General features: G+C 65.6%; 21 protein-coding genes, 1 other RNA gene and 1 pseudogene. 14 read left to right on the top strand and 9 right to left on the bottom strand.

Translation table 11 applies throughout. The features are described 5' to 3' along the window. Window positions 1-27: 27 nt before the first annotated feature. From dksA to CCX87_RS15370, 3 genes are all read right to left on the bottom strand, one after another. On the bottom strand, window positions 28-813 hold the full coding sequence (dksA, locus tag CCX87_RS21685) for an RNA polymerase-binding protein DksA (RefSeq protein WP_087747580.1): 786 nt from the start codon (window positions 811-813) through the stop codon (window positions 28-30). Window positions 814-993: 180 nt separating this feature from the next. Further along, window positions 994-2,055: a CobW family GTP-binding protein gene (locus CCX87_RS15365; protein WP_087747581.1), complete on the bottom strand. Its 1,062-nt coding sequence runs from the start codon at window positions 2,053-2,055 to the stop codon at window positions 994-996. A gap of 161 nt (window positions 2,056-2,216) precedes the next feature. Beyond that, complete coding sequence (locus tag CCX87_RS15370) at window positions 2,217-4,490, bottom strand: heavy metal translocating P-type ATPase (RefSeq protein WP_087747582.1); 2,274 nt, start codon at window positions 4,488-4,490, stop codon at window positions 2,217-2,219. A 104-nt stretch (window positions 4,491-4,594) separates the two neighbouring features. On the opposite strand from CCX87_RS15370, the gene cadR reads away from it, so the two are divergent. From cadR to CCX87_RS15400, 6 genes are all read left to right on the top strand, one after another. Continuing rightward, complete coding sequence (gene cadR, locus CCX87_RS15375; protein ID WP_143218374.1) at window positions 4,595-5,107, top strand: Cd(II)/Pb(II)-responsive transcriptional regulator; 513 nt, start codon at window positions 4,595-4,597, stop codon at window positions 5,105-5,107. Window positions 5,108-5,198: 91 nt separating this feature from the next. Further along, window positions 5,199-6,431, top strand: coding sequence for a SpoIIE family protein phosphatase (locus CCX87_RS15380; protein ID WP_087747583.1), 1,233 nt, complete (start codon window positions 5,199-5,201; stop codon window positions 6,429-6,431). Between the two features lie 11 nt (window positions 6,432-6,442). Continuing rightward, entirely contained in the window at window positions 6,443-7,015 is a 573-nt protein-coding gene (locus CCX87_RS15385; RefSeq protein ID WP_087747584.1) for a SiaB family protein kinase, read from the top strand. Window positions 7,016-7,047: 32 nt separating this feature from the next. After that, entirely contained in the window at window positions 7,048-7,437 is a 390-nt protein-coding gene (locus tag CCX87_RS15390; RefSeq protein ID WP_087747585.1) for a DUF1987 domain-containing protein, read from the top strand. Further along, window positions 7,438-8,178, top strand: coding sequence for a GGDEF domain-containing protein (locus tag CCX87_RS15395; RefSeq protein ID WP_087747586.1), 741 nt, complete (start codon window positions 7,438-7,440; stop codon window positions 8,176-8,178). It abuts the gene before it with no gap. 29 nt (window positions 8,179-8,207) lie between these two features. Beyond that, window positions 8,208-10,472, top strand: coding sequence for a two-component system response regulator (locus CCX87_RS15400; RefSeq protein WP_232476412.1), 2,265 nt, complete (start codon window positions 8,208-8,210; stop codon window positions 10,470-10,472). Between the two features lie 39 nt (window positions 10,473-10,511). On the opposite strand, the gene CCX87_RS15405 is transcribed toward CCX87_RS15400, so the two are convergent. The 3 genes from CCX87_RS15405 to dapF form a co-directional block, all read right to left on the bottom strand. Beyond that, a complete protein-coding gene (locus tag CCX87_RS15405) occupies window positions 10,512-11,507 on the bottom strand; it encodes a tyrosine-type recombinase/integrase (protein ID WP_087748399.1) in 996 nt (331 codons plus the stop codon). A gap of 196 nt (window positions 11,508-11,703) precedes the next feature. Further along, window positions 11,704-12,399 (bottom strand): DUF484 family protein, encoded by a 696-nt coding sequence (locus tag CCX87_RS15410; protein WP_087747588.1) that lies wholly within the window; start codon window positions 12,397-12,399, stop codon window positions 11,704-11,706. After that, a complete protein-coding gene (gene dapF, locus CCX87_RS15415) occupies window positions 12,396-13,274 on the bottom strand; it encodes a diaminopimelate epimerase (protein WP_087747589.1) in 879 nt (292 codons plus the stop codon). The genes CCX87_RS15410 and dapF overlap by 4 nt, the downstream gene beginning before the upstream one ends. A gap of 149 nt (window positions 13,275-13,423) precedes the next feature. On the opposite strand from dapF, the pseudogene CCX87_RS15420 reads away from it, so the two are divergent. Further along, window positions 13,424-13,897: pseudogene (locus tag CCX87_RS15420) on the top strand (glutathione binding-like protein); the annotation flags it as partial. Between the two features lie 96 nt (window positions 13,898-13,993). Here the strand turns inward: CCX87_RS15420 and CCX87_RS15425 are convergent. After that, window positions 13,994-14,185 carry a hypothetical protein gene (locus tag CCX87_RS15425; protein ID WP_087747591.1) on the bottom strand — a complete coding sequence of 64 codons (192 nt, stop codon included), beginning with the start codon at window positions 14,183-14,185 and terminating at the stop codon, window positions 13,994-13,996. A gap of 89 nt (window positions 14,186-14,274) precedes the next feature. On the opposite strand from CCX87_RS15425, the gene CCX87_RS15430 reads away from it, so the two are divergent. Continuing rightward, a complete protein-coding gene (locus tag CCX87_RS15430) occupies window positions 14,275-15,360 on the top strand; it encodes an IS630 family transposase (RefSeq protein ID WP_087748270.1) in 1,086 nt (361 codons plus the stop codon). Here CCX87_RS15430 and CCX87_RS15435 read toward each other — a convergent pair. Next, window positions 15,352-16,032 carry a LysR substrate-binding domain-containing protein gene (locus tag CCX87_RS15435; protein WP_232476413.1) on the bottom strand — a complete coding sequence of 227 codons (681 nt, stop codon included), beginning with the start codon at window positions 16,030-16,032 and terminating at the stop codon, window positions 15,352-15,354. The genes CCX87_RS15430 and CCX87_RS15435 overlap by 9 nt on opposite strands. Before the next feature lie 99 nt (window positions 16,033-16,131). On the opposite strand from CCX87_RS15435, the gene CCX87_RS15440 reads away from it, so the two are divergent. The 4 genes from CCX87_RS15440 (at window position 16,132) to CCX87_RS15455 (ending at window position 20,675) form a co-directional block, all read left to right on the top strand. Then, window positions 16,132-17,094: a Bug family tripartite tricarboxylate transporter substrate binding protein gene (locus CCX87_RS15440; RefSeq protein WP_087747592.1), complete on the top strand. Its 963-nt coding sequence runs from the start codon at window positions 16,132-16,134 to the stop codon at window positions 17,092-17,094. A gap of 96 nt (window positions 17,095-17,190) precedes the next feature. Next, window positions 17,191-17,943 carry a maleate cis-trans isomerase family protein gene (locus CCX87_RS15445; RefSeq protein WP_087747593.1) on the top strand — a complete coding sequence of 251 codons (753 nt, stop codon included), beginning with the start codon at window positions 17,191-17,193 and terminating at the stop codon, window positions 17,941-17,943. A gap of 69 nt (window positions 17,944-18,012) precedes the next feature. Further along, entirely contained in the window at window positions 18,013-19,710 is a 1,698-nt protein-coding gene (locus CCX87_RS15450) for an MBL fold metallo-hydrolase (RefSeq protein WP_087747594.1), read from the top strand. 170 nt (window positions 19,711-19,880) lie between these two features. Then, window positions 19,881-20,675: an rRNA pseudouridine synthase gene (locus tag CCX87_RS15455; RefSeq protein WP_087747595.1), complete on the top strand. Its 795-nt coding sequence runs from the start codon at window positions 19,881-19,883 to the stop codon at window positions 20,673-20,675. Window positions 20,676-20,748: 73 nt separating this feature from the next. Here CCX87_RS15455 and rnpB read toward each other — a convergent pair. Next, window positions 20,749-21,196, bottom strand: an RNA gene (rnpB, locus tag CCX87_RS15460) — RNase P RNA component class A. A gap of 102 nt (window positions 21,197-21,298) precedes the next feature. Between rnpB and cysK the strand changes: the two genes are divergently transcribed. After that, window positions 21,299-22,216 carry a cysteine synthase A gene (gene cysK / locus CCX87_RS15465; RefSeq protein ID WP_087747596.1) on the top strand — a complete coding sequence of 306 codons (918 nt, stop codon included), beginning with the start codon at window positions 21,299-21,301 and terminating at the stop codon, window positions 22,214-22,216. A gap of 88 nt (window positions 22,217-22,304) precedes the next feature. Further along, window positions 22,305-24,047, top strand: coding sequence for an NAD(P)/FAD-dependent oxidoreductase (locus tag CCX87_RS15470; protein ID WP_087747597.1), 1,743 nt, complete (start codon window positions 22,305-22,307; stop codon window positions 24,045-24,047). Window positions 24,048-24,120 lie beyond the last annotated feature (73 nt).

Consider the following 24,120-nt stretch of genomic DNA (forward strand, 5'->3'; position numbering starts at 1 on the left):
GCATGGAAATATGAAGCCGCTCGGCCTTCAGTCTCCAAACATTTTCTGTTTGAGTTCACGGCGTTGCTGCGCTTCCAGCGACAGCGTGGCGGTGGGGCGGGCAATCAAGCGACCCACCCCGATGGGTTCGCCGGTTTCGTCGCAATAACCATAGTCACCCGAGTCGATGCGAGCAATGGACTGCTCGATCTTCTTGAGCAGCTTGCGTTCGCGGTCGCGGGTGCGCAACTCGAGCGCGTGCTCTTCTTCAATGGTGGCGCGGTCGGCGGGATCGGGCACCACCACGGTGTCTTCGCGCAGGTGCTCGGTGGTTTCACCGGCACTGTTGTGGATTTCCTGCTTGAGTTGAACGAGCTTGAGGCGGAAAAACGCCATCTGCTTGTCGTTCATGTACTCGCTGTCGGGCATCGCGATCACTTCGGCGTCGGTCAGCTCTTCGGCCGTTTTGGCCTTCCAGTTGTTCGCCAGCTTGGGGTCTTTTTTGGCAGCCGTGTAGGTGGGGTGCACTTGCGCGGTCGTGGGCATGGTGTGTTGATAACTGGCTTTGGCAGCGGTCGAAGCCACTGCCTGGGCCATGGATGGTACGGTCAATTGGGCCAGCCGGGATGAAGGCCGGGTGCTGCGCACGGGTACTTGGCTGCCAGCCCGCAAAACCTGTGCGGGCTCCTCTGCCACTGCCGGGCTGGCGGCTTTGGGGGCGACCTTGGCAGCAGCCTTTGCAGCAGTCTTGGTTGCCGCTGGGGCGGCAGCACTGTGTGCCGCGGATGGGGCCGCTTTTGCGGCCGCCTTGGGTTTGCTGGTTTCGGCTTTCACTGACGGGACTCCTCGCGTAACGGGCTGGCCCGGGCTGCGCAGGCAGCCAAGGGCGGGTGGCAAGCCTTCCGGGGTTTTACCGGGGCGCGATTGTATCGACCTGGGCGGACGCAAACGAAAACGTTGCAGATACAACACATAAGGATGTGGGGCAATCCCCGCCTCCCCCGTCAAAACCGGTCAACCAAGGCTCTGCTCCAGCCCCTGCAGGAAGATGTCCTTGGGCAAATCAATGCCGATAAAGACCATTTTGCTGGTGCGCGCCTCTCCTTCAGCCCATTGCGGCCCCAGGTCGCTGCCCATGAGCTGGTGCACGCCCTGAAAGATCACCTTGCGGTCGGTGCCTTTCATATTCAGCACGCCCTTGTAACGCAGCATGCGCGGGCCATAGATGTTGACGATGGCACCCAGAAAATCCTCCAGCTTGGCCGGATCGAACGGGCGGTCCGATCGGTAGACAAAGCTTTTCACATCATCGTCGTGATGGTGGTGGTGGTGCCCATGGCCTTCATGGCCGTGCTGGTGCGATGGGTGGTCACAGTGCTCGCCATGGGCGTGGTCATGGTGATCGTGCTCTGCGTCCTCCTCCTTGAGGAAGTCCGGATCGATATCCAGTTTGGCATTGAGGTTGAAGCCCCGCAAATCCAGCACCTCCTTGAGCGGCACCTCGCCAAAGTGCACGGCCTTGATGGGCGCGCGCGGGTTCATGTGCTTCAAGCGATGGATCAGCGCATCGGTTTCCTCGGCGCTCACAAGGTCGGTCTTGGACAGGAATATCTGGTCGGCAAAACCCACCTGGCGGCGCGCTTCCTGGCGGTCATTGAGCTGCTGGGGCGCGTGCTTGGCATCGACCAGCGTGATGATGGAGTCAATCAGATACGTTTCGGCGATTTCCTCATCCATGAAGAAGGTCTGCGCCACGGGGCCGGGGTCGGCCACGCCGGTGGTCTCGATCACGATGCGCTCGAAGTCCAGCAGGCCCTTGCGCTTTTTGGCCGCCAGAAGTTGCAGCGTCTCGCGCAGGTCTTCGCGAATGGTGCAGCAGATGCAGCCATTGCTCATCTGAACGATCTGCTCCTTCGATTCAGTCACGAGAATGTCGTTGTCGATGTTCTCCTCGCCGAATTCATTCTCGATGACGGCGATTTTCTGGCCATGGGCTTCGCTCAGCAGGCGCTTGAGCAGCGTGGTCTTTCCGGAACCCAGAAAGCCGGTGAGGATGGTGACAGGAATGAGGGACATGGGGAGCCTTGGGATAAGCAACGGGCCGTGCAACCGGCTGCCAAATGGTGCGCCGCTGGCAAGCCAGGCCGCAAAAAGGGATGAGTTTAGCGGGGGAGCAAAGCCCGTGCCGGACACCGCCAAACCAGGCCGCCTGCTGCGGGAACAGGCGCCATTTCGCCCTATTTCGTTGGCGCCTTGTCCACCGCGCGCAGCATGCGCAGGCCATTGAACACCACGATCAGGCTGGCCCCCATGTCGGCAAACACGGCCATCCACATTGAGGCGCCGTTGAACAGCGCCAGCCCCAGAAAAACCAGCTTGATGCCCAGCGCCAGGGCAATGTTCTGCCAGAGCACAGCGCGCGCCTGGCGCGACAGCCGGATGAGCTCAGGAATGCGCCGCAGGTCGTCGTTCATGATGACCACATCGGCAGCCTCCATGGCCGTGTCGGTGCCCGCCGCCCCCATCGCGATGCCGATGTCGGCCCGGGCCAGCGCGGGGGCATCGTTGATGCCATCCCCCACCATCGCCGTCAGACCATGGCGCGCCTGCAGGGCTTCGATGGCTGCCAGCTTGTCTTGCGGCAAAAGGTTGCCCTGCACCTCATCAATGCCCGCCTGAGTGGCGATGGTGCGGGCCGTCACGGTGTTGTCGCCCGTCAGCATCACCGACGCCACGCCCATCGCATGCAGCGTGGCCAGCGCCTCGCGCGAACGGTCCTTGATGGTATCGGCCACGGCAAAAATGGCCAGTACGGCGATATCCGTCGCCAGCAGCGTCACCGTACGGCCCTGCGCCTCGTGGGCTGCCAGCCGGGCCTCGATACCGGCGTTGCACAGGCCACGCTCCTCGATCAGGCGGTGGTTGCCCAGCACCAGCGCCTGCCCGGCGATGCGGGCCTGCACGCCGCGCCCCGGCAAGGCCGTGAAGCCCTCCAGCGCGCCACCAGGGGGCGCCACCTGCGCCACAGCCAACCCCTGTGCGATGGCCCCCGACACCGGGTGGTCGGAATGCCCCGCCAGATCGGCGGCCCAGCGCAGCACCTGCGCCTCTGGCACCGGGGTGAGCCCCTCCTGCGGCAGCACCTCGGTCGCCACCAGGCAGGGCCGACCTTCGGTGATGGTGCCGGTTTTGTCGAACGCAACGGTCTTGAGCTGGTGTGCGGTTTCCAGATAGACCCCGCCCTTGATGAGAATGCCGCGCCGCGCGGCTGCGGCCAAGCCGCTCACCACCGTGACAGGCGTGGCGATGACCAGTGCGCACGGGCAGGCAATCACGAGCAGGACCAGGGCCTTGTAAAGCGCCTGCAGCCACGTCACGTCTGTCAGCCAGGGCATGAGCACTGCCACCGCCACCGCCAGCCCGAACACCACCGGCGTGTAGATGGCGGCGAATTGGTCCACCAACTGCTGGGTGGGCGCGCGGCTGGCCTGCGCCTGTTCCACCGCGTGGATGATGCGGGCCAGCGTGGTGTTGCTGGCCGTGGCAGTCACCCGCATTTCCAGGGTGCCGGTGTCATTGATGGTGCCGGCAAACAAGGTGTCGCCCGCTGCCTTGTCTACAGGCATGCTCTCGCCCGTGACCGACGCCTGGTTCACGGCACTCGCGCCCGAGATGACCACGCCATCAAGCGGCACGCGCGCACCGGGCCGGATGCGCACCACCGCGCCCAGCCGCACTGCGGCTGCGGCAACCGGCTGCCAGGCGCCGCCAGGCTGGCGCAGTTCGGCCGTATCGGGCGCCAGGTCAAGCAGGCTCTTGATGGCGTTGCGCGCCCGGTCCACCGAGCGGGCCTCGATGAGCTCGGCAATGGCATACAGCGCCATCACCATGGCCGCTTCGGGCCACTGGCCGATCACAAAAGCGCCGGTCACGGCCACGGTCATCAGCGCATTGATGTTGAGCCGTCCGCGCCCCAGCGCGGCAAGGCCCTTGCGGTAGGTGGAAAAACCAGCCAGCCCGATGGCGACGGCGGCCAGCGCCATGCCCGCCACCTGATACACCCGCTGATCTGGCGCCAAATACGCCAGCAGCTCGGCGGCCACGGCCAGCGCGATCGCCAAACCCAGGCGCACGAGGCCTTCGGCGCCTGGCAGGTGACCGTGTGCGTGCGCATCCCCACCCTCCTGGGCCAGGGGCTGCGGATCAAACCCCACCCGCCGGATGGCCGCCAGGACCTGCGGCATCACCGCAGGCGCCGCGTCAATGGCCACCGTGCGGGCAGCAAGCTGAAAGTACAAGCCGCGCAGGCCCGAAACACCTGCCACAGCGTGGCGGATCTCGCTTTCCTCGGCCGCACAGTCCATCGTGGCGATGCGAAAAACCGTCCCGCGGGCGGCGCCAGGCGCGCTGGCAGCATGGCGCTGCGCGGGGGCGTTGTCCATGAACGCATCGGACGAACAATGGCTGCAGGGATCGGACGTGGCGGGCGGGGTGTGTGGGGATGGGGTCATGGTTGCTTTCCTTGCTGGCATCCATTGGAAACCCTGATGCCACTACAGAGTCAAGCACGCCCGCGGCGTACCATCGCGATACCACCACTCAAGCGGCGCATCCCATGAAAATCGGCGAGCTGGCCACCCTGACCCACACCCCGGTCGAAACCATCCGGTTTTACGAACGCGAAGGCTTGCTGCCCGAGGCCGCCCGCACCGGGGGCAACTACCGCATCTACAACGCAGCCCAGGCGGCACGCCTGTCCTTCATACGGCATTGCCGGGGCCTGGACATGACGCTGGACGAGATTCGCACCCTGCTGCGCTTCAAGGACGCGCCCACCCGCAACTGCGGCGATGTCAACGCCCTGCTGGACGCGCACATCGGCCATGTTGCCGCGCGCATCCGTGAGCTGCGCCAGCTCGAAAAGCAGCTCAAGAACCTGCGCGAACAGTGCCACGAGGCGCAAGACGCCGCCCACTGCGGCATCCTCAATGAGCTGACCGACCTGGCCAACCGGCCAAGCCGCCCGCACCCGGGCCATGTGCACGGCACGCATGCGCGCACAGCGGCGCACAAGGCCACGACAGCGTCGCAAGAATCCTCTGGCGCCGTGAACAACCCGACAGGCTGACAGCCTGGAGGCATCCATCTCAATGACACAAACGTCACGGTTCAGTCACATACAAGTCGTAACATTCTTGTACACTTTTTATGGCGCCCACATGTCTGAGTCTTCCGCGTATCTGAGCGACTTCCGGCCCCGCTTCCGCCAGCCCAGCGCTGCAGACTTGTGCACACCGGCTCCCTGCATGACCACCGAGTCCACCAACGAAAAGGTGCTGGAGACGTTCACGCAGCACCGCGAGCTGGTCAGCCTGCCGGTGGTAGAGGGCCAACAACCCATCGGTCTGATCAATCGCGACATCTTCCTCTCGCAGATCAGCAAGCCATTTCGCCTGGAACTTTACGGCCGCAAGAGCTGCATCGCTTTCATGGACAAAGAGCCACTGGTCGTTGATGCATCCATGGACATCGAGACGCTGACCTTCAAGGCCGTCGAGTTCGGCGAAAAAGCCTTGTCCGACGGCTTCATCATTACCCGCAACAACGAATTTGCCGGCGTGGGCAACGGCCTGCAGCTCATGCGCGCAGTGGCCGACATTCAGGCCGCGCGCAATCGCCAGATCATGCACAGCATCGAATATGCAAGCGTGATTCAACAGTCTGCCCTGCGCAGCTCGCGCGAAATTCTCTCGCTTGCCTGCCCCGAGGCCGATCTGGTCTGGGAGCCTCGCGATGTCGTCGGCGGTGATTTCTACCAGTTCAGCGTGGATGACGGCGGCTGGTTTGCCACCGTGGCAGATTGCACAGGGCACGGTGTTCCGGGCGCCTTCATGACCCTGATCGCCTCCAGCAGCCTGAGCCAGGCGATCAAGGAAAAAGGGGCGCGCGATCCCGCCGCGTTGCTCGCCATCGTCAACCGCAGCATCAAGCAGATGCTGGGCCAGGTCGGTGGCCAGGACGGCACACCAGGCTCCGACGATGGCATGGATGCCGCATGCTTTTGGTACGAGCCCGGCACCCGCCAGATGGTTTTTGCCGGAGCCCGCCTTTCGCTGTTCGTGCTGCGCCCCGGCGTCGATCAGGTGGACGTGGTCGAAGGCCAGCGCAAGGGCGTGGGCTATGTGGACAGCGAACTCGATTACGCCTGGCGCAACGTGGCGGTGGACCTGCCTGCGGGCAGCCTGGTGTTCGCCACCACCGACGGGCTGGTGGACCAGGTGGGCGGCCCGCGCGCCATCGCCTTTGGCAAGCGCCGCCTGTGTGAGCTGTTGCGGGGCCTGGCAAGCAGCACCCCTGCCCAGCTCAATCGCGATGTACTCGCCGCGCTGCAGCAGTGGCAGGGCGAGCACCACCGCCGCGACGACGTGACGTTTTTCTGTTTCCGTACCTGAAGAGACTTCGAATGATCCGCTCTGCCGTTGCCAAGGAATATGGCACCTTCTTCCATCTGGCGCGAGAGCACCAGGTCATTTTTTACTACGTGGGCTACTTCTCGCAAAACATCGTCGCCGCCATGGCAGAGGCGGTGAAATTGCAACTCGAAAGTGCGGGCGTGGCGGGCCCGACGCGACGCAAGCTGTTCTCGTCCTTCGTTGAAATGGCGCAGAACATCATCCACTACTCGTCCGATGCACTCACCCCCCCCAGCCAGGACAATGGCGAGCTGCGCCACGGCTCGGTCTGCATCCGGCGCGAGGACGATGGCAGCTTTCTGTTGCTGTGTGCCAATCCCGTCCACCCCGAAACGGGCGATGCGTTGCGCACGAAGCTGGAAACGCTGACCGGCATGTCGCCCGAAGAAATCAAGCAGGCTTACCGCATGACGCTGCGCGAGGAAACGCCCGAGGGCAGCAAAGGTGCCGGCATGGGCCTGCTCACCATGGCCCGGGATGCGCGCGAACCCCTGGAATTTGATTTTGCACCGCCCGAAAGCGCCAACGGGTCCGCGGTTTTCTATCTGAAGGCCGCGATCTGACGCGCCGGCCCGACAACGAACAGAGATCACGAATGGACAACCTCTACATCGCCCCCACACCCAGCTCCCCAGAGGTGGATTTTCGATTTGACACCCACACCCTGGGCCTGCGCGGCGAGTCTTACCCCGAGAATGCAGCCGCCTTCTACGGCCAGGTCATCGAGCGCCTGAAGGAGTTCCTTGGCACGCTGCAGGACAGCAAGGTAGAAGTGAATATCGCGCTGGCGTACTTCAACAGCTCCAGCACCAAGATGCTGTTCAATGTGATCGCAGCGCTCGACGAGGCGGCGGAGGCCGGCAACCACATTGCCCTTAACTGGTACCACGACGAGGAAGACGACACCATTTTCGAGTTCGGGCAGGAACTGCACGAGGACTTTCCGGCCATTCATTTCGTCAGCCACACGGTGAGACCCGCCTGAATGGACTCAGCCAAGCCAGCGCCAGATCTTTTCGAGGCCGAGCACCGGTCGATGCTGGATGCCCGTGCCGTTTACGAGACGGGCACTGCGGCAGGGGGTGACGCGTACCGCCAGGCGCTGGGCGATCTGCTGGCCGCCTATGAGCGCCTGCTGCGCGAGACGCGCCGCCTGGTGCGCCGCAGCGACCGCGCCGAGCTGGAGATGACCCTGCTCAACCAGCGCCTGCAGGACCTGGCCACAGAACTCGAATACCGCGCCACGCACGACCCACTGACGGGCGTGCTCAACCGCGCCGCCATCATCGAGCGCGTCAATCAGCACGCCCTGCAACACGACCTGGCCCTGATCGTGCTGGACATTGACCATTTCAAGCGCGTGAACGACAGCTTTGGCCACCCCGTGGGGGACACCGTCATTCTGGGCGTTGTGGACAGCCTCAAGGCCGTGGTGCCCCCCAATGCCCTCATCGGCCGCGTCGGCGGGGAAGAATTCACCGTGCTCCTGCCACAGCAGGAGGCGCAAACGTCAGAGCAGGTTGCCCAATTGATGCGCGAAGCCATCGAGAACCACGCATTCAACCTCCCTGATGGCAGCCGCATCACGGCCAGCTTCGGTGTGAGCCAGTTGTCACGCGGCGGCAGCTTCGATGACGCCTACGGGCTTGCCGACGAAGCCCTGTACGTCGCCAAACGCGGCGGCCGCAACCAGGTAGTGCGTGCGGTCGACACTGTGCCGAGCTAAATCGCAGGCAGTCCGTGATGCGTGCTGAAATGATGTCCTCCACTACCGCCACAGACCCGTTGCGCTGTGCAAGCTCGCAACTGCCAGCCTGGCGGGTGCTGGTCATCGACGACGACCCCGAGGTGCATGACGGTATTCGCGACGCATCCGCAGGTCTGAGGCTGTTTGACCGCCCGCTGGAACTCGTGCATTGCACGCATGGCGATAACGTACGCGCGCTGCTGCTGGGCGAGGCCGACCTGGCCGTGGTGATGATGGACCTGGTATCGCAGCACGCGGGCGGCGGCCTGGCATTGCTCGATTTCATGCGCCACACCGCCGGCCTGCGCAAGACACGCCTCGTGTTGCGCACGGAAGCCCCGCACTGCGTGCCCGATCTGGACACGCTTTTGCGCTATGACATCAGCGACTACCACTCCAAGACCGATTTGACGCCGGATCGCTGGGGGGCCATCGCGGCCAGATCCGTGCAAGGCTACCAGCGGTTGTGCGCCTTCGAGGCCAGTCGCCGCAGCATGGAAGCGATCGTGTGCTCCAGCACAGCGCTGCTGGAGCACACCGATCTGAGCGCCTTCGCCACCGGGGTCATCACCCAGCTCGCAGCCTTGCTGGGTGTGCCGGGGCAAGCACTGGCCTGTGTTCGGGATACCACGGCAGGTCCATCCGGCACCTACCGCGTGCAAGCCGCCACGGGACGTTTCGCGGGCTTGCTGGACTTGCCCATGGCCGCGCTGCCTGATGCGACCATGCTGCGCCTACTGCACCGGGCCCTCGACACACGGGGCAACGCGCTGGACAACCCCGTCCAGCCGTTTGCTGCGCCCGGCGTGCTGCCACCGCCCCGCTGCTGCGGCGACAACGTCTTTGGCGATGACCGCGGACTGGCCCTGTACATCGGCAGCCCCGGCGACCAGGACATGGTGGTGTTCATCGAACTGGCGGACCCGGCCATCGGGCCCGATCGGCAGTTGCTCGATTTCTTCTGTGTCAGTTTCAGCACCTTGCTGCGCAACCGGGGGTTGCTGGAACGCCTGCGCCGGTCGGCCTATTCCGACCCGCTGGTCTCGCTGCCCAACCGGGCCTACTTTATTGAGAAGGTGGGTGAATGCGTGCAACGCGGCACGGAAGGCATGATGCTGGCCCTGGTCGATATTGACGACTTCAGCGCCACCAACGAGATGATGGGGCACCGCTTCGGCGATCGCCTGCTCAGTGCCGTTGCGCAGCGCCTGGCCGAAGTCCTGCCCGCCGGAGTGATGCTGGCCCGCGTGGGGCCCGACACCTTTGGCATCCTGGGGCCCGCACACATGGTTCCACCACAGCAGCTGCCGGACTGCGTGCGCGACCCGCTGACCATCAACGACACGCCCCACAAGGTATCAATGACCTGTGGGTATGTGCTGCTGCCCCAGGGTGCCAGAACGGGCGACGACCTCGTCAAGGACGCAACCATCGCGCTCAAGCGTGCCAAGCGCGATCACCGCGGTCAGCAACTGCAGTACGCGGCCCACATGGGCGCAGAAGCGAAAGAGCGCGCAGTGCTGCTCTCAGAACTGCGCAAGGCCATAGAAAACGCTGAGCTGTTTCTGGTTTACCAGCCGCAGGTCGATCTCGAAACGGGCAATGTCATCGGACTGGAAGCCTTGCTGCGCTGGCGCACCGCCGATGGCCGCCTGGTGCCGCCAGACCAATTCATCCCCGTGGCCGAACATTCGAGCCTGATCCTGCCCCTGGGCCAGAGGGCGCTCGAGATGGCCTGCCAGACCCTGCGTGAACTGCAAATGGCCGGACTGGCACCTGCGCGCATGGCGGTCAACGTCTCCGTGGTCCAGCTGCGCGACCCCGGCTTTTTCGACATGGTGTGCGCCGCACTGTCGGCCAACGGCCTGGCGGGACACCACCTGGAATTGGAAATCACGGAATCCGTGGTGGTCCTGCCCACACAGTTGCTGCAATCCACGCTGAATGCCCTGCGCGCCCACGGCGTCACCATCGCCATTGACGACTTCGGCACGGGCTACTCCTCGCTGAGTTACCTGGAGCGGCTGCCGCTGGACCGCATCAAGATCGACCGCACTTTCGTGCAGCAACTGGATGCCCCGCACGGCGGGCGCGTGGCCGAAATGGTGGTGCAGCTGGGACGCAAGCTGGGACTTCAGGTGCTGGCCGAAGGCATCGAGAACGCTGCTGCATGGCAAGCGCTGCAGGCCATGGGCTGCCACCACGGGCAGGGCTACCACATCGCCTACCCCATGGAAAAAACCGACCTTTTGCGCTGGCTGGCGCAATCCTGAAAAGAGCGCCGGCAGCACGCGTCGGCAGTGGCCCGGGGCTCACGCGCCCCCAGGTTTCCTGCGCGCACGCGGGTGTGCCGCGTCGTACACCTTGGCCAGGTGTTGAAAGTCGAGCCGCGTATAGACCTGCGTGGTGGTGATGTTGGCGTGGCCCAGCAGCTCCTGCACGGCGCGCAGGTCGCCACTGCTTTGCAGCAGGTGGCTGGCAAACGAGTGGCGCAGCATGTGCGGGTGCACCGGCGTGGTCAGCCCCGCCTGCTGGCTGCGCTGGCGCAGGCGCAGCCAGATCGACTGCGCCGTGAGCCGCTTGCCGCGCTGGCCGACAAACAGGGCGGTATCGAGCCGCGCCGAGCCCTCACCGCCAAACGGTGTGGCCCGCAATTGCAGCCAGGCCCCCAGCGCCGCAGTGGCAGCGGTGCCCACCGGCACGGTGCGGCGCTTGCTGCCCTTGCCGAACACATGGGCTTCGCCCGCCTGCAGATCGACCCAGCCTCGGCCCAAGCGCTGGGTGTCGGCATGGGGGATGGCGTCGAGCCCGGCCAGTTCGCCCACGCGCAGGCCGCAGCCGTACAGCAGCTCCACCATGGCCGCATCGCGTGCCTCCAGCCAGGGGTCGGCGCCGGTGTTGTCGAACTCGGCCAGGCGCACGGCGTCGTCCACGCCCAGGGCCTTGGGCAAAGGCTTGGGCGCCTTGGGCGCGCGCACGTCCTGCACCGGGTTGTGCGCCATCAGCCCCTGCCGCCCGGCCCAAATGAAAAAACCGCGCCAGCCCGACAGGATGAGCGCAATGCCGCGCCCGCTGCGCCCGCCGCTGTGCATCTGGGCCACAAAGCGGCGGATGTGCGCGCTCGTGAGCTGCAGCAGCGGCAGGTTCACGCCCGCCGCCAGCTGCGCCAGCTTTTCCAGGTCCAGCGTGTACAGCGTGAGGGTGCGCGCGGCCAGGCGCTTTTCCACGCGCGCATGCTCCAGGTAGCGCAGCACCAGCGGATCGGGCGCAGCCGCCACGGTGCTTTGCGGCTTGGAGAGGTCAGCCATGCGCAGGAACCCGGCCAGTGCCTGGGGTGGCGGCTCAGAGGCTGAGCGTTTTTCGGCCGTGCCCGAAAGGCGCGTCAAAACACGCCGGGTCTAGGCGCACAACACAGCCATAGCTCGGGCTATGGCGAGTATTTGCAACGACGAGCCGGTGTGTTTTGGCGTGCAAGGCGGGCATGGATGAAAGACTCTCAGCCTCTCAGTGCAAACGCAGCAATGCCGCGCTGGCCAGCTCGGCCATGCGCGACAAGAAGTCGGTGCCCATGGTGGCGTCAAAGCGCTGCGGGTCGGGCGAGCCCAGCACCAGCAGGCCGAACGCCGGCGCAGCGCTGTCCACGGCGCCTTCGCGCAGCGGCAGCAGGGCCAGCGACTGGGCCGCCGCACCATCCTCCTGTGCCAGCCAGACCGCAGGTTCAAACCCCAGGTTGGGGCCGCAGAACGGCATGGTCAGCGAGGTGGCGAACGCACGGGCGTCTTCGCTGGCGCCCTGGGCAAAGTCGGCGTCGATATAGGCCCCCGAAACTCCCCAGACCCGCACGGCGGCCTGCGGCACATCGAACAGGGTGCGCACGCCGTCCACCACGGCCTGGGGCAGGTCCATGGGGTCGCGCACTTGCAGCAGGGCGCTGGCCCAATGGTCCACCTTGGTGGCGATGGCGGCATTCTCATGGCTGTTGCGCACCATGTCCATGATGCGCTGCTCCAGCCCCTTGATCTTCTCGCGCAGCATTTCGGCCTGGCGCTCCTGCAGGCTCACGGCCCGTGCGCCGTGGGGGCTGGTGATCTGCACGCTGGCCAGCACCTCGGCGTGGCGCTCGAAAAATCCGGGCGTCTGGATGAGGAACTGGGCGATGTCGTCTTCAGTGATGGGCGAGATGGGGGAACTGGTGGTCATAACGTGTCAGGGAGTTCGATCTGGCCGTCAAAAACTGTTATGGCCGGACCGGTCATGAAAACGGAGTCGGCCTCGTGGCCGCTCCAGGCAATGGTGAGCAGGCCGCCGCGCGTGTGCACATCCACCTGCGCATCGAGCAGCCCCAGGCGAATTCCCGCCGCCACGGCAGCGCAGGCGCCCGTGCCGCAGGCCAGGGTTTCGCCCGCGCCGCGCTCGAACACGCGCAGGCGCACATGGCCGCGGTCCACGATCTGCAAGTAACCGGCATTCACCCGGCGCGGAAAGCGCGGGTGCGATTCGATCAGCGGGCCGGTCTGCGCCACGGGCGCGGTGTCCACATCCTCCACCAGCTGCACGGCGTGCGGATTGCCCATGGACACAACCGCTACAAATATAGGAGCTGCTTGCGCTTTATCAGCAAGGGCTAGAGGCCATTTTTGCCCCAAATCCTGGACCACCGGCGTAAGGCCGGTCGCATCAAAGGGCACCCGTGCCGCATCGAACACCGGGCGGCCCATGTCCACCGTCACGCGGCCGTCGGGCGTGCGCCGGGGCGCAATCACGCCCGAGAGCGTCTGCACACGGATGGTGTCCTTGGCGGTCAGGCCCTTGTCGTACACATAGCGCGCAAAGCAGCGCGCGCCGTTGCCGCACTGCTCCACCTCGCCGCCATCGGCGTTGTGGATCACGTATTCAAAATCAATGCCTTCGCCCGGCGAGGGCCGCACGGTGAGGATCTGGTCGGCACCCACGCCGAAGTGGCGGTCGGCCAGCAGGCGGTAGTGCGCTGGCGTCAGGCCCAGGCGGCCCTCGGTTTCGTCGAGCACCACGAAATCGTTGCCCGCGCCCTGCATTTTGGTGAAGCGAATCTGCATGGGCTGGATTATCGTCGGTGGGCTGCCAATCACCTCGGGCAGCGCCGGTTTCACTGCCGGATTAGTCTTGCGCTCTTGTGGCGCCGCTGTGGCTGCCACCCGCCAGGACACCTCCATGCCCGACCATTCCGCCTTTGCCATCACCCACAAATGGCCCGGGCGGCCAGCCGCTGGCGCGGTTCGAATCGGGTGCCATCCTGCTGTACCTGGCCGACAAGACCGGCCAGCTGATGCCCCAGGGCGCCGCCGCGCACTACGAAACCATCCAGTGGGTGATGTGGCAGATAGGCGGCGTGGGCCCCATGTTTGGCCAGTTGGGGTTCTTCCACAAGTTTGCGGGCAAGGACTATGAAGACAAACGCCCGCGCGACCGCTACGTGGCCGATTCCAAACGCCTGCTGGGCGTGCGCAACCAGCGCCTGGCAGGCCGCCAGTGGGTGATGGGCGAGCAGTACACCATTGCCGACATTGCCATCTGGCCCTGGGTGCGCAACCTGGTCGGCTTTTATGGCGCGAGCGATCTGGTGAAGTTTGACCAGTTCACCGAAGTGCAGCGCGTGCTGGATGTTTTTGGAGCGCGCCCGGCGGTGGCCAAGGGGCTGAACATTCCTGCCCGGGGTTGATGCCCATGCTCGCCTGTCCAAGCGAGGACAGGTGGGAGCGCAAGGCTGGATGGGTGGCACCCTAAGCTATGGCGGCCGAGAAGAGCGATTCGCTCTTCATGCGCCACCCATCAGCCGTACGAACGCAGGCACCACACCCAGGGCATCGTCCCGCCTTTGCACCGCATGCACATCGGCACGCGGTGCCTTGGCGCCAAGCGTTTTGAGCAGCACGCGGTGTCCGAACAGCACGCCCATCGACGAGGGAACCAACGCCACACCGAGCCCCGCAGCCACCAGGCTCAGCACAGCGGCTAGTGTAGTGTTTGATTCTTAATGAAACTTAATTGAGCAACCACGCTCCAATGCTCTACTACGGTTTGCATTGGAGTGAAAAATTGCGAGTTGCCCCGACGATTGTGTTGACGGATGAAGAGGAAAGCGAGCTGAGCCGGCTGGCGCGCTCCAAGCGCACCAGCGTCAGATTGGCCCAGCGCGCCCAGATCGTGCTGCTGGCCGCGCAGGGGCTGCAAAACAAGGATATTGCCGAGCAGCTTGGCATTGGGCGCGTGCAGGTGGCGCGCTGGCGTGAACGCTACCTGCAATTGGGGCTGCAAGGTATCGAGCGCGACTTGCCGCGCGGCGCACCGCCGGTGAAGGTGGATGTGGCCAAGCTTGTGAAGCTAACCACACAGACCAAGCCCGAGGCGGCCACGCACTGGAGCACGCGCACGATGGCCGCTGAGTTGGGCGTCAGCGCCAGCACCGTGATGCGCCATTGGCAGGCCCACGGTCTCAAGCCTCACATCGTGCGCGGCTTCAAGGTCTCGCGCGATCCGCAGTTCGTGCAAAAGCTCGAAGACATCGTGGGGCTTTACATGTCGCCGCCCGAGCATGCGCTGGTGCTGTGCTGCGACGAAAAGAGCCAGGTGCAGGCGCTGGACCGAACGCAGCCCGGGCTGCCGCTCAAGAAGGGGCGCGCGGCCACCATGACGCACGACTACAAGCGCAACGGCACAACCACCTTGTTCGCTGCGCTCAACGTGCTCAACGGTCAGGTCATCGGCCAGTGCCAGCAGCGCCACACCCACATCGAGTGGCTGAAGTTCCTGCGTCAAATCAATCGGGAGACGCCCAAGGACAAGACGCTGCATCTGATCGCCGACAACTACGCCACGCACAAGCATCCAGCTGTGCAGGAGTGGCTGGCCAAGCACCCCAGATTCAACATGCACTTCACGCCAACCTCGGCATCGTGGCTGAACATGGTCGAGCGCTTCTTTCGCGACATCTCCGAGAACCGGCTACGCCGCGGGGTGTTCACCAGCGTGCCCGAACTCGTCTCGGCCATCGATGAGTACATCGCGCATCACAACACCAACCCCAAGCCGTTCATCTGGACCAAGAACGCTCGCGACATCCTGCAAAAGGTCATCCGCGCCAATAGCCGATTAAGTTCCAAACAGAATGCAACACTACACTAGTTCCACCGTGGCCTGCGCCAACCGGGGCGCAAAACCCGCCTGCACGCAACACTGCACCATGTGCTCGGCATGGGCGGAGGAATCGCGGCGCAGCATCACAAAGGCTTCACTGCGCAGATCCTTCAACGCCACGACCTTGCGCGCCGCCAGCGGGTGGCCGGGCGGCAGCGCGGCGACCACCGGGTCGGGCCACAGCAGGGTGCTGGAGAGCTGATCGTCGTTGACCGCCGTGCGCGAGATGCTCACATCGATGCGTTTGTCGCGCAGGGCCGCCTGCTGCAGCGAGGGCTGCATCTCGTGCAGCACCACGTCCACGCCCGGGTGGCTTTGCCGGTAGCGCGCCAGTGCCGCCGGAAACGGCCCCAGAAAGTGCGAACCCGACAGCCCCACCTCAATGCGCCCCGCCTGCCCCTGGCCGATGGCGCCCACGCGCTGGCGCGCGGCGTCCAGCCGATCCAGCACCGCACGGGCATCGACCAGATACGCCTGGCCCGCCAGCGTCAGCTCCACACGGCGACTGGTGCGCACAAACAATTGCACGCCCAGCTCGGCCTCCAGCTGCGCAATCTGCAGGCTGAGCGGCGGTTGCGACACATGCAGGCGCCGCGCGGCGCGCGTGAAGCTCAGCTCTTCTGCCAAGGCGATGAAGTAACGCAGGTGCCGCAGTTCCATTGATACTTTTCAGGTATAGATCAAGACCAACAATATATTGGACTGCCGATTGTCTTGTTTCCACAATACCCTGACTACACCATTCCAACGGAGACAGACATGACGATCAAACACAGCCTGCTGGCCGCCACACTGGCCCTTTCGGGCCTGGCCTCGGCGCAGGACAGCTATCCCACCAAGGCTGTCACCCTCACCGTGCCCAACCCGCCCGGCGGCGTGGTAGACACCTCGGCCCGGCTGCTCAATGAACCGTTGACACGCATCCTGGGCCAGCCCGTGGTGATCGACAACAAGGCGGGTGGCAGCGGCAATGTGGCCTACGGTGCGGTGGCCCGCGCCAAGGCCGATGGCTACAACCTGCTGATCTCGTACTCGGCCTACCACGTGGGCAACCCGGCGCTGTCGCCCAGCCTGCCCTGGGAAGCCAAGGACTTCGCTCCGGTGGCGCTGCTCACCGTGGCCACCAACGTGATTGCGGTGCACCCCTCGGTGCCGGGCAACAACCTCAAGGAGTTCATTGCCTACGTCAAGGCCAACCCCGGCAAGGTCAACTACGCATCGCAGGGCAACGGCTCGCTGTCGCACATCGGCACCGAGATCTTCAAGCAGCAAAGCGGCACCTTCATGACCCACATCCCCTACCGCGGCTCGGGCCCGGCCGTGGCCGACGTGCTGGCAGGCCAGGTGCAGGTGTTCATCACCACGCCGCCTTCGGTCATACAGCATGTGTTGAGTGGCAAGCTCAAGGCTTTTGCCGTGACCGGAAGCAAGCGCCACCCCGGCCTGCCCAATGTGCCCACCGTGGCTGAAGCGGGCATGCCGGACTTCAAGCTCGAAGCCTGGGTGGGCCTGTTCGCCCCTGCCGCCACGCCCCCAGCAGTCATCACAAAGCTGACGGGTGAGGTCAAAAAGGCCCTGGAGCTACCCGAAACCCGCCAGCGTGCGGACGCCGCAGGCATCGAGCTGCGCTACCTGCCGCCCGAGGCACTGGGTGACCTGGTGAAGACCGAAACCGCCTACTGGGCCAAAACCATCAAGGGCGCCGGCATCAAGGCCGACTGACCCGCCGCCCACCCCAAAGCTCCTTGCGTGACCTGTTCACGGCGCCGTGCGCGCCGGGCGGGCAGCGCTTTGCCCATTTTTTCCTGAAAGACCGCCATGCAACGCACCTACCGCATCGGGCAGATCGTGCCCAGCTCCAACACCACGATGGAAACCGAGATCCCTGCCATGCTGCGCGCCCGCGAGCAGGTGCTGCCGGAGCGCTTCAGTTTTCACTCCAGTCGCATGCGCATGCAAAAGGTCACCAAGGAAGAGCTGGCCGCGATGGACCGCGACTCCGACCGCTGCGCGCTGGAGCTGTCGGACGGCAAGATGGACGTGATGGGCTATGCCTGCCTAGTGGCCATCATGAGCATGGGCCTGGGCTACCACCGCGCGTCCGAAAAGCGGCTGCACGAAGTCACCGTGGGCAACGGCAAGCCCGCACCCGTGGTGTCGAGTGCGGGTGCGCTCGTCGAGGGGCTCAAGGCCATGGGCGCCAAGAAGGTCTCGATACTCACGCCCTACATGAAGCCGCTGACCCAACTGGTCGTGGACTACATCGAGCACGAGGGCATTGCGGTGCATGACAGTCTGTCGCTGGAGATTCCCGACAACCTGCAGGTGGGCGCTCAGGACCCTGCGGCACCGGCACAGATCGTGCAGCGCCTGGACACACGTGGCGTGGACGTGGTGGTGATCTCGGCCTGCGTGCAGATGCCGTCTCTGGCGTCGGTGCAGCTTGCGCAGGACCAGCTGGGTGTGCCCGTGGTTTCGGCCGCGGTCTGCACCACCTGGGCCATGCTCCAGCGCCTGGGCCTCGAAACCAGGGTACCCAACGCGGGCGCCCTGCTGTCGGGCAGGTATTGAAGGAAGTTCGGCACACCACACCGCGCCACCACACTCCACCGCTGCAAGGCAAAACCCGATAATGGCCTGATGCCCCGCATCAGCCAACAACTCCACCCCCACCGCGAACCCGTTGCCACCCGCCTTGCCGCCACCGTGCTGCTGCTGCGCGATGCAGCGGGCGATGGGGCGCTGGAGGTGCTGATGACCCGGCGCTCGCCCAACGCGAGTTTTGCCCCCGGCGCCTATGTGTTCCCCGGCGGCGGCATTGATGCGCTCGACGCGTCGCCCGAATCGCACGCCGCCGCCGACCGCCGCCCCGCACAGGACGACTTGCACCTCACCCAGGCGATTGCCGCCATCCGCGAGAGTTTTGAAGAGCTGGGCGTGCTGCTGGCGCGCCATGCCCACGCCCCCCGCACAGGACAGATGGCCGATGCGCAAGACATCGCCGCCATCGACCGCCACCAGCCGTTTGCCGCGCAGTGCAGCGCACGCGGCCTGCGCCTGGCGGCCGACAGCGTGTACCTGCTGGCCCACTGGACGGCCGACCGCGACCTGGCGCGCCGCTTCGAGGTGCCCTTCCTCGTGGCCCGCATGCCCGAGGGCCAGGAGCCCGTGGCCGACGAGACCGAACAGTTCGAGCCCGTGTGGGTGCGCCCAGCCGACGCGCTGGCGCGGCATGAGGCGGGGCAATTCTTCATGATCTTCCCGACCATCCGCACGCTGCAACGCCTGGCAAAGTTCGCCAGCACCCAGGCGGTGCTGGATGCTGTGGCGCACGAACAGCCGCTGTGGGTCAGCTGCCCGCGCGCAGGCCTGCTGGCGGGCAAGGAAGCGCGCTACATGGAAGACGAAGCGCCGTTTGGCGAGCTGGCGCTAGTCTGCCCCGACGGGCAGATCGTGCACCCGCTCGACTGGCAGACCGAACGCCCCGTGCCGCTGCTCAAAAACGTGCAGCGCCTGACCGCGCCCAACCCCGGCGTGATGACCGGCCCCGGCACCAACAGCTACCTGGTGGGCGACCCGGCTACCGGCTTCATCGCCATCGACCCCGGCCCGGCCGATGCCGAGCACCTGGACAAACTCTGGCGCGCCGCCGGGGGCGACATCAGCATGATCGTGTGCACCCACTCGCACCCCGACCACTCGCCCGGCGCCGCGCCGTTGCAGGCGCTGTGCGTGCAGGCGGGCAAACCCAGGCCGCCCATCCTGGGCCTGCCATCGGCCCCCACGGCCCGCGCCGCCAGCCAGTTCACGCCCGACCGTTCGCTACAAAATAATGAGCTACTTGTGCTTATTGGACAAGGGCTAGATGGCAAAATCACCCATACCCTGCAGATCATCCACACCCCCGGCCACGCGGCCAACCACCTGTGCCTGCTGCTGCAGGAAGACGGCCTGCTGTTCAGCGGCGACCACATCCTGAACGGCAGCACCACCGTGATCGACCCGCCTGACGGCAACATGGCCGACTACCTCGATTCGCTCGACCAGCTCGATGCCGCCTGCGCCGAACACGGCGTGGAGTTCATCCTGCCCGCGCATGGCTATGTGCTGGGAGGCCCGGTGCATGGGGCGCGCAGCGCCATCGCCCAGCTCAAAGCCCACCGCCTGGCGCGCGAGGCCAAGGTGCTGGCCGCCCTGCAGGCGCTGCCCGATGGCAGCATTCAAGAGTGGGTGCAGCACGCCTATGACGACGTGCCGCCGCGCCTGTGGCCCGTGGCCCAGCGCTCGCTGCTGGCGCATGTGGAGCGTATTCGCGCGCTGCAGCCCGGGAACAACTGACCCCCTGAGGCGCTGCGCGCCTTCCCCCAGGGGACGCCACCGGTGGACCGGCAAAGCCGGCTCCACGGTGGCACTGGCGTGAAGGCAGCGCCGGTTTCAAAAAGCTCCGCCGACAATCAGGCCACTGCACCATCGAACCGCATCCGGCGAATGCTCACCTTATTTCCTATATGACCGACAAAAACCCCGACCCCACCCACATCCGCCTGGCCAAGCGCGTGGCCGAACAACTGAACTGCTCGCGCAGCACGGCCGAGCAGTTCATCGAAGGCGGCTTTGTCAGCGTGGACGGCCAGGTGGTGGAAGCCCCCGGCGCCCGCGTGCGCCCCGACCAGGCCGTGACGGTGGCGCCCGATGCCAGCCTGCTGGAGCTGACCCCGGTGACCTTGCTGCTGCACAAGCCAGCGGGGTTTGAAGCCGGCCTGGGACTGCCAGGCGCACCCACAGGGCAAGCGGCCCACGCCAGCCGCAGCCAGGGCGCGCAACAGGCGCTCACCCTGCTCAATGCCGCATCCCACCTGGCCGAAGACGCCTCGGGCATCCGCGTGCTGCAGCGCCATTTCAAGCAGCTCGAATGCTTCACGCCGCTGCCCACCGAGGCCAGCGGCCTGGTGGTCTACACGCAAGACAAGCGCATCGCTCGCAAGCTGGCCGAAGACATCGAATCGCTGGAGCAGGAGTGCATCGTCGAGGTGAAGGGCGACATCGCGCCCAACGGCCTGCAGCGCCTGTGCCACGGCCTGTCGTTCAACGGCCGCCCGCTGCCGCCCATCAAGGTGAGCTGGCAGAGCGAAACCAAGCTGCGCTTTGCCCTGAAGGGCATCCGCCCCGGGCAGGTGCCCGCCATGTGCGAGGCCGTGGGCCTGTCGGTGGTGGCCATGAAGCGCATCCGCATCGGCCGCGTGCCGCTGGCCAAGGTGCCCGAGGGGCAGTGGCGCTATCTGCAGCCGTGGGAGCGGTTTTAGCAGGGCATGACGCTATCCATACGATAGCTATCAGCGCTTTCTGGATAAGCGCCAGCGCCTGTTTTCATGAAAAGTGTGAAGCGCGCCGATAAGCCGGATTCTGTGCACCACTGGCCCTCTTGCGAAGGCCAGCGGCGTGACCGCCATTACTCTGGGCCGGGTGTCGCCACCACGGCTCGATGCTACCTACCCGCCAGCTCTGCGGAACCACATCAACGCTGGCCTACTTGGTATTGCTGCGCGTAGAGATTGCCCGTTTCACCTTGGGCGCGGAGCGCCCAAGGTGGCTGTGGGCTTTCTCGGCTTACGCCGAGAACCGACTGGCTTCCGCCATTCGGCACCGGCTTGCGCCGGCGACCCACAGAACACCCAAGGGTTGCTCCACTCCCAAACTCGTCTCTGTTGCTCTGATCCTCACCTCACGGTGGGCAGCCGTTAGCTGCTACGCTGTCCTGTGCAGTCCGGACGTTCCTCCAGTGCCTGGTTTCCCAGATTGCACCAGCGGCGGTCTGGCGCGCTTCACGGGGGCGATTATCCCCCGATCGGCATATCCATATGCTCCGAATGAGCGATCAACTGGTCCAGAATGCGCGGACACCCCCTCTTTTTTCAGGAGACTCCCCATGAAAACCGACAACGTCCTGCAAACCATCGGCAACACCCCGCATGTGCGCATCAACCGCCTGTTTGGCCCGGGCGCCAGCGTGTGGATCAAGTCCGAGCGCAGCAACCCCGGCGGCTCGATCAAGGACCGCATCGCGCTGGCCATGGTGGAAGACGCCGAAAAATCCGGCGCCCTGAAACCCGGCGGCACCATCATCGAGCCCACCAGCGGCAACACCGGCGTGGGCCTGGCCATGGTGGCGGCCGTCAAGGGCTACAAGCTGGTTTTGGTGATGCCCGACAGCATGAGCATCGAGCGCCGCCGCCTGATGCTGGCCTATGGCGCCAGCTTTGACCTGACGCCGCGCGAAAAAGGCATGAAGGGCGCCATCGCCCGTGCCGAGGAGCTCAAGGCCCAGACGCCCGGGGCGTGGATTCCGCAGCAGTTCGAGAACCCGGCCAACATCGACGTGCATGTGCGCACCACGGCGCAAGAAATCCTGGCCGACTTCCCCGACGGGCTGGACGTGCTGGTCACCGGCGTGGGCACCGGCGGGCACATCACGGGCGTGGCGCGGGTGCTGAAAGCCAAGTTCCCGCAGCTGAAGGTGTTTGCCGTGGAGCCCACGCAATCGCCCGTCATCAGCGGCGGCCAGCCCGCGCCCCACCCCATCCAGGGCATTGGCGCGGGCTTCATCCCCAAGAACCTGGACACCAGCCTGCTGGATGGCGTGATCCAGGTCGATGCCGAGCCGGCCCGCGAATACGCCCGCCGCAGCGCCCGCGAGGAAGGCATGCTGGTGGGCATCTCCAGCGGCGCCACGCTGGCCGCCATTGCGCAAAAACTGCCCGAACTGCCCGCGGGCAGCCGCGTGCTGGGCTTCAACTACGACACGGGCGAGCGCTATCTGTCGGTGGAAGGCTTTTTGCCGGCTTAACCGAGAAAAGGCCGTTGGATGCGGCCGGTAAAATCCCCCTCCCCTCCCCTGCATTGCCCTTCGCCCGATAACCACGGGCCGCAAGACCATGATCCGCCTTTCTGAAATCCGGTTGCCGCTGTCTGCGCTGCCGTCCGACCCCAACCCCGACACCCAGCCCGAAGCCGCCCTGCGCGCACTCGCCGCGCAGGCGCTGGGCCTGGCCGATGCCGCCGGCATTGCCACGCTGCAGGTTTTCAAGCGCAGCTTTGACGCGCGCAAAGCCGATCTGCTGGCGGTGTACATCGTCGATATCGCACTTGCCGACCCCGCGCAGGAAGCCGCCCTGCTCGACCAATTCGCAGGCAACCCGCACATCCAGCCCACGCCCGACATGGCCTGGCAGCCCGTGGGCCAGGCCCCGGCCCATCTGCCCCTGCGCCCGGTGGTGGTGGGCTTTGGGCCCTGCGGCATCTTCGCGGCACTGGTGCTGGCGCAGATGGGTTTCAAACCCATCGTGCTGGAGCGCGGCAAGAACGTGCGCGAACGCACCCAGGACACCTGGGGCCTGTGGCGCAAGCGCGAGCTCCACCCCGAAAGCAATGTGCAGTTTGGCGAAGGCGGCGCGGGCACGTTCAGCGACGGCAAGCTTTACAGCCAGATCAAGGACCCGCGCCACCTGGGCCGCAAGGTGATGGCCGAGTTCGTCAAGGCCGGTGCGCCCGAAGAAATCCTGTACGTGGCGCATCCGCACATCGGCACCTTCAAACTGGTGAAGGTGGTGGAGAGCCTGCGCGCGCAGATCATCGCGCTGGGCGGCGAGATCCGCTTCGAGCAGCGCGTGACGGACGTGATCGTGGAAGAAGGTGCAAAAGGCCGCCACCTGCGCGGCCTGACGGTGCTGAACCAGGCGACGGGCGAAACCACCGCGCTCGCTGCCTCCCATGTGGTGATGGCGCTGGGCCACAGCGCGCGCGACACTTTTGCCATGCTGTACGAGCGGGGTGTGCAGATGGAGGCCAAGCCGTTTTCCATCGGCTTTCGCATCGAGCACCCGCAGGGCGTGATCGACCGCGCCCGCTGGGGCCGCCACGCCGGCCACCCGCTGCTGGGCGCGGCCGACTACAAGCTGGTGCACCACGCCGCCAATGGCCGGGCCGTGTACAGCTTTTGCATGTGCCCCGGCGGCACCGTGGTGGCCGCCACCAGCGAGCCGGGCCGCGTGGTCACCAACGGCATGAGCCAGTATTCGCGCAACGAGCGCAATGCCAATGCCGGCATGGTGGTGGGCATCGATCCGCGCGACTATCCGCGCGACCCTGCGGCCTACGAAGCCACGCTGGGCGCCACGCACGGCGTCGAGGCCCTGGCCGCCGGCCAGCACCACCCGCTGGCGGGCATCGTGCTGCAACGCCAGCTGGAATCGGGCGCCTATGTGCTCGGCGGCAGCAATTACAGCGCGCCCGGCCAGCTGGTGGGCGATTTCATCGCCGGCCGGCCATCGAAAGAGTTGGGCAGCGTGCAGCCGTCCTACCAACCCGGCGTGACGCTGGGCGATCTGCAGGGCGCACTGCCCGGCTACGCCATCGCAGCCATGCGCGAGGCCCTGCCCGTGTTCGGCCGCAAGATCAAGGGCTTTGACATGCCCGACGCCGTGCTCACCGGCGTGGAGACGCGCACGTCGGCGCCGCTGCGCATCGACCGCGGCGACCACCTGCAAAGCCCCAACACCGCCGGCCTGTACCCCGCCGGCGAAGGTGCAGGCTACGCCGGAGGCATTCTTTCGGCGGGCGTGGACGGCATCAAGGTGGGCGAGGCCGTGGCACGCAGCCTGCTGGGCGCGGCGGCCTGACAACGGCGGTTTCGCAAGCGGCGCGGCCACCGCGGGGCCGCCGCGTTTCTTGACATCCATCAAACCGCAGACG

The sequence above is a fragment of the Acidovorax sp. T1 genome (assembly GCF_002176815.1).
Lineage (GTDB): Bacteria > Pseudomonadota > Gammaproteobacteria > Burkholderiales > Burkholderiaceae_C > Acidovorax.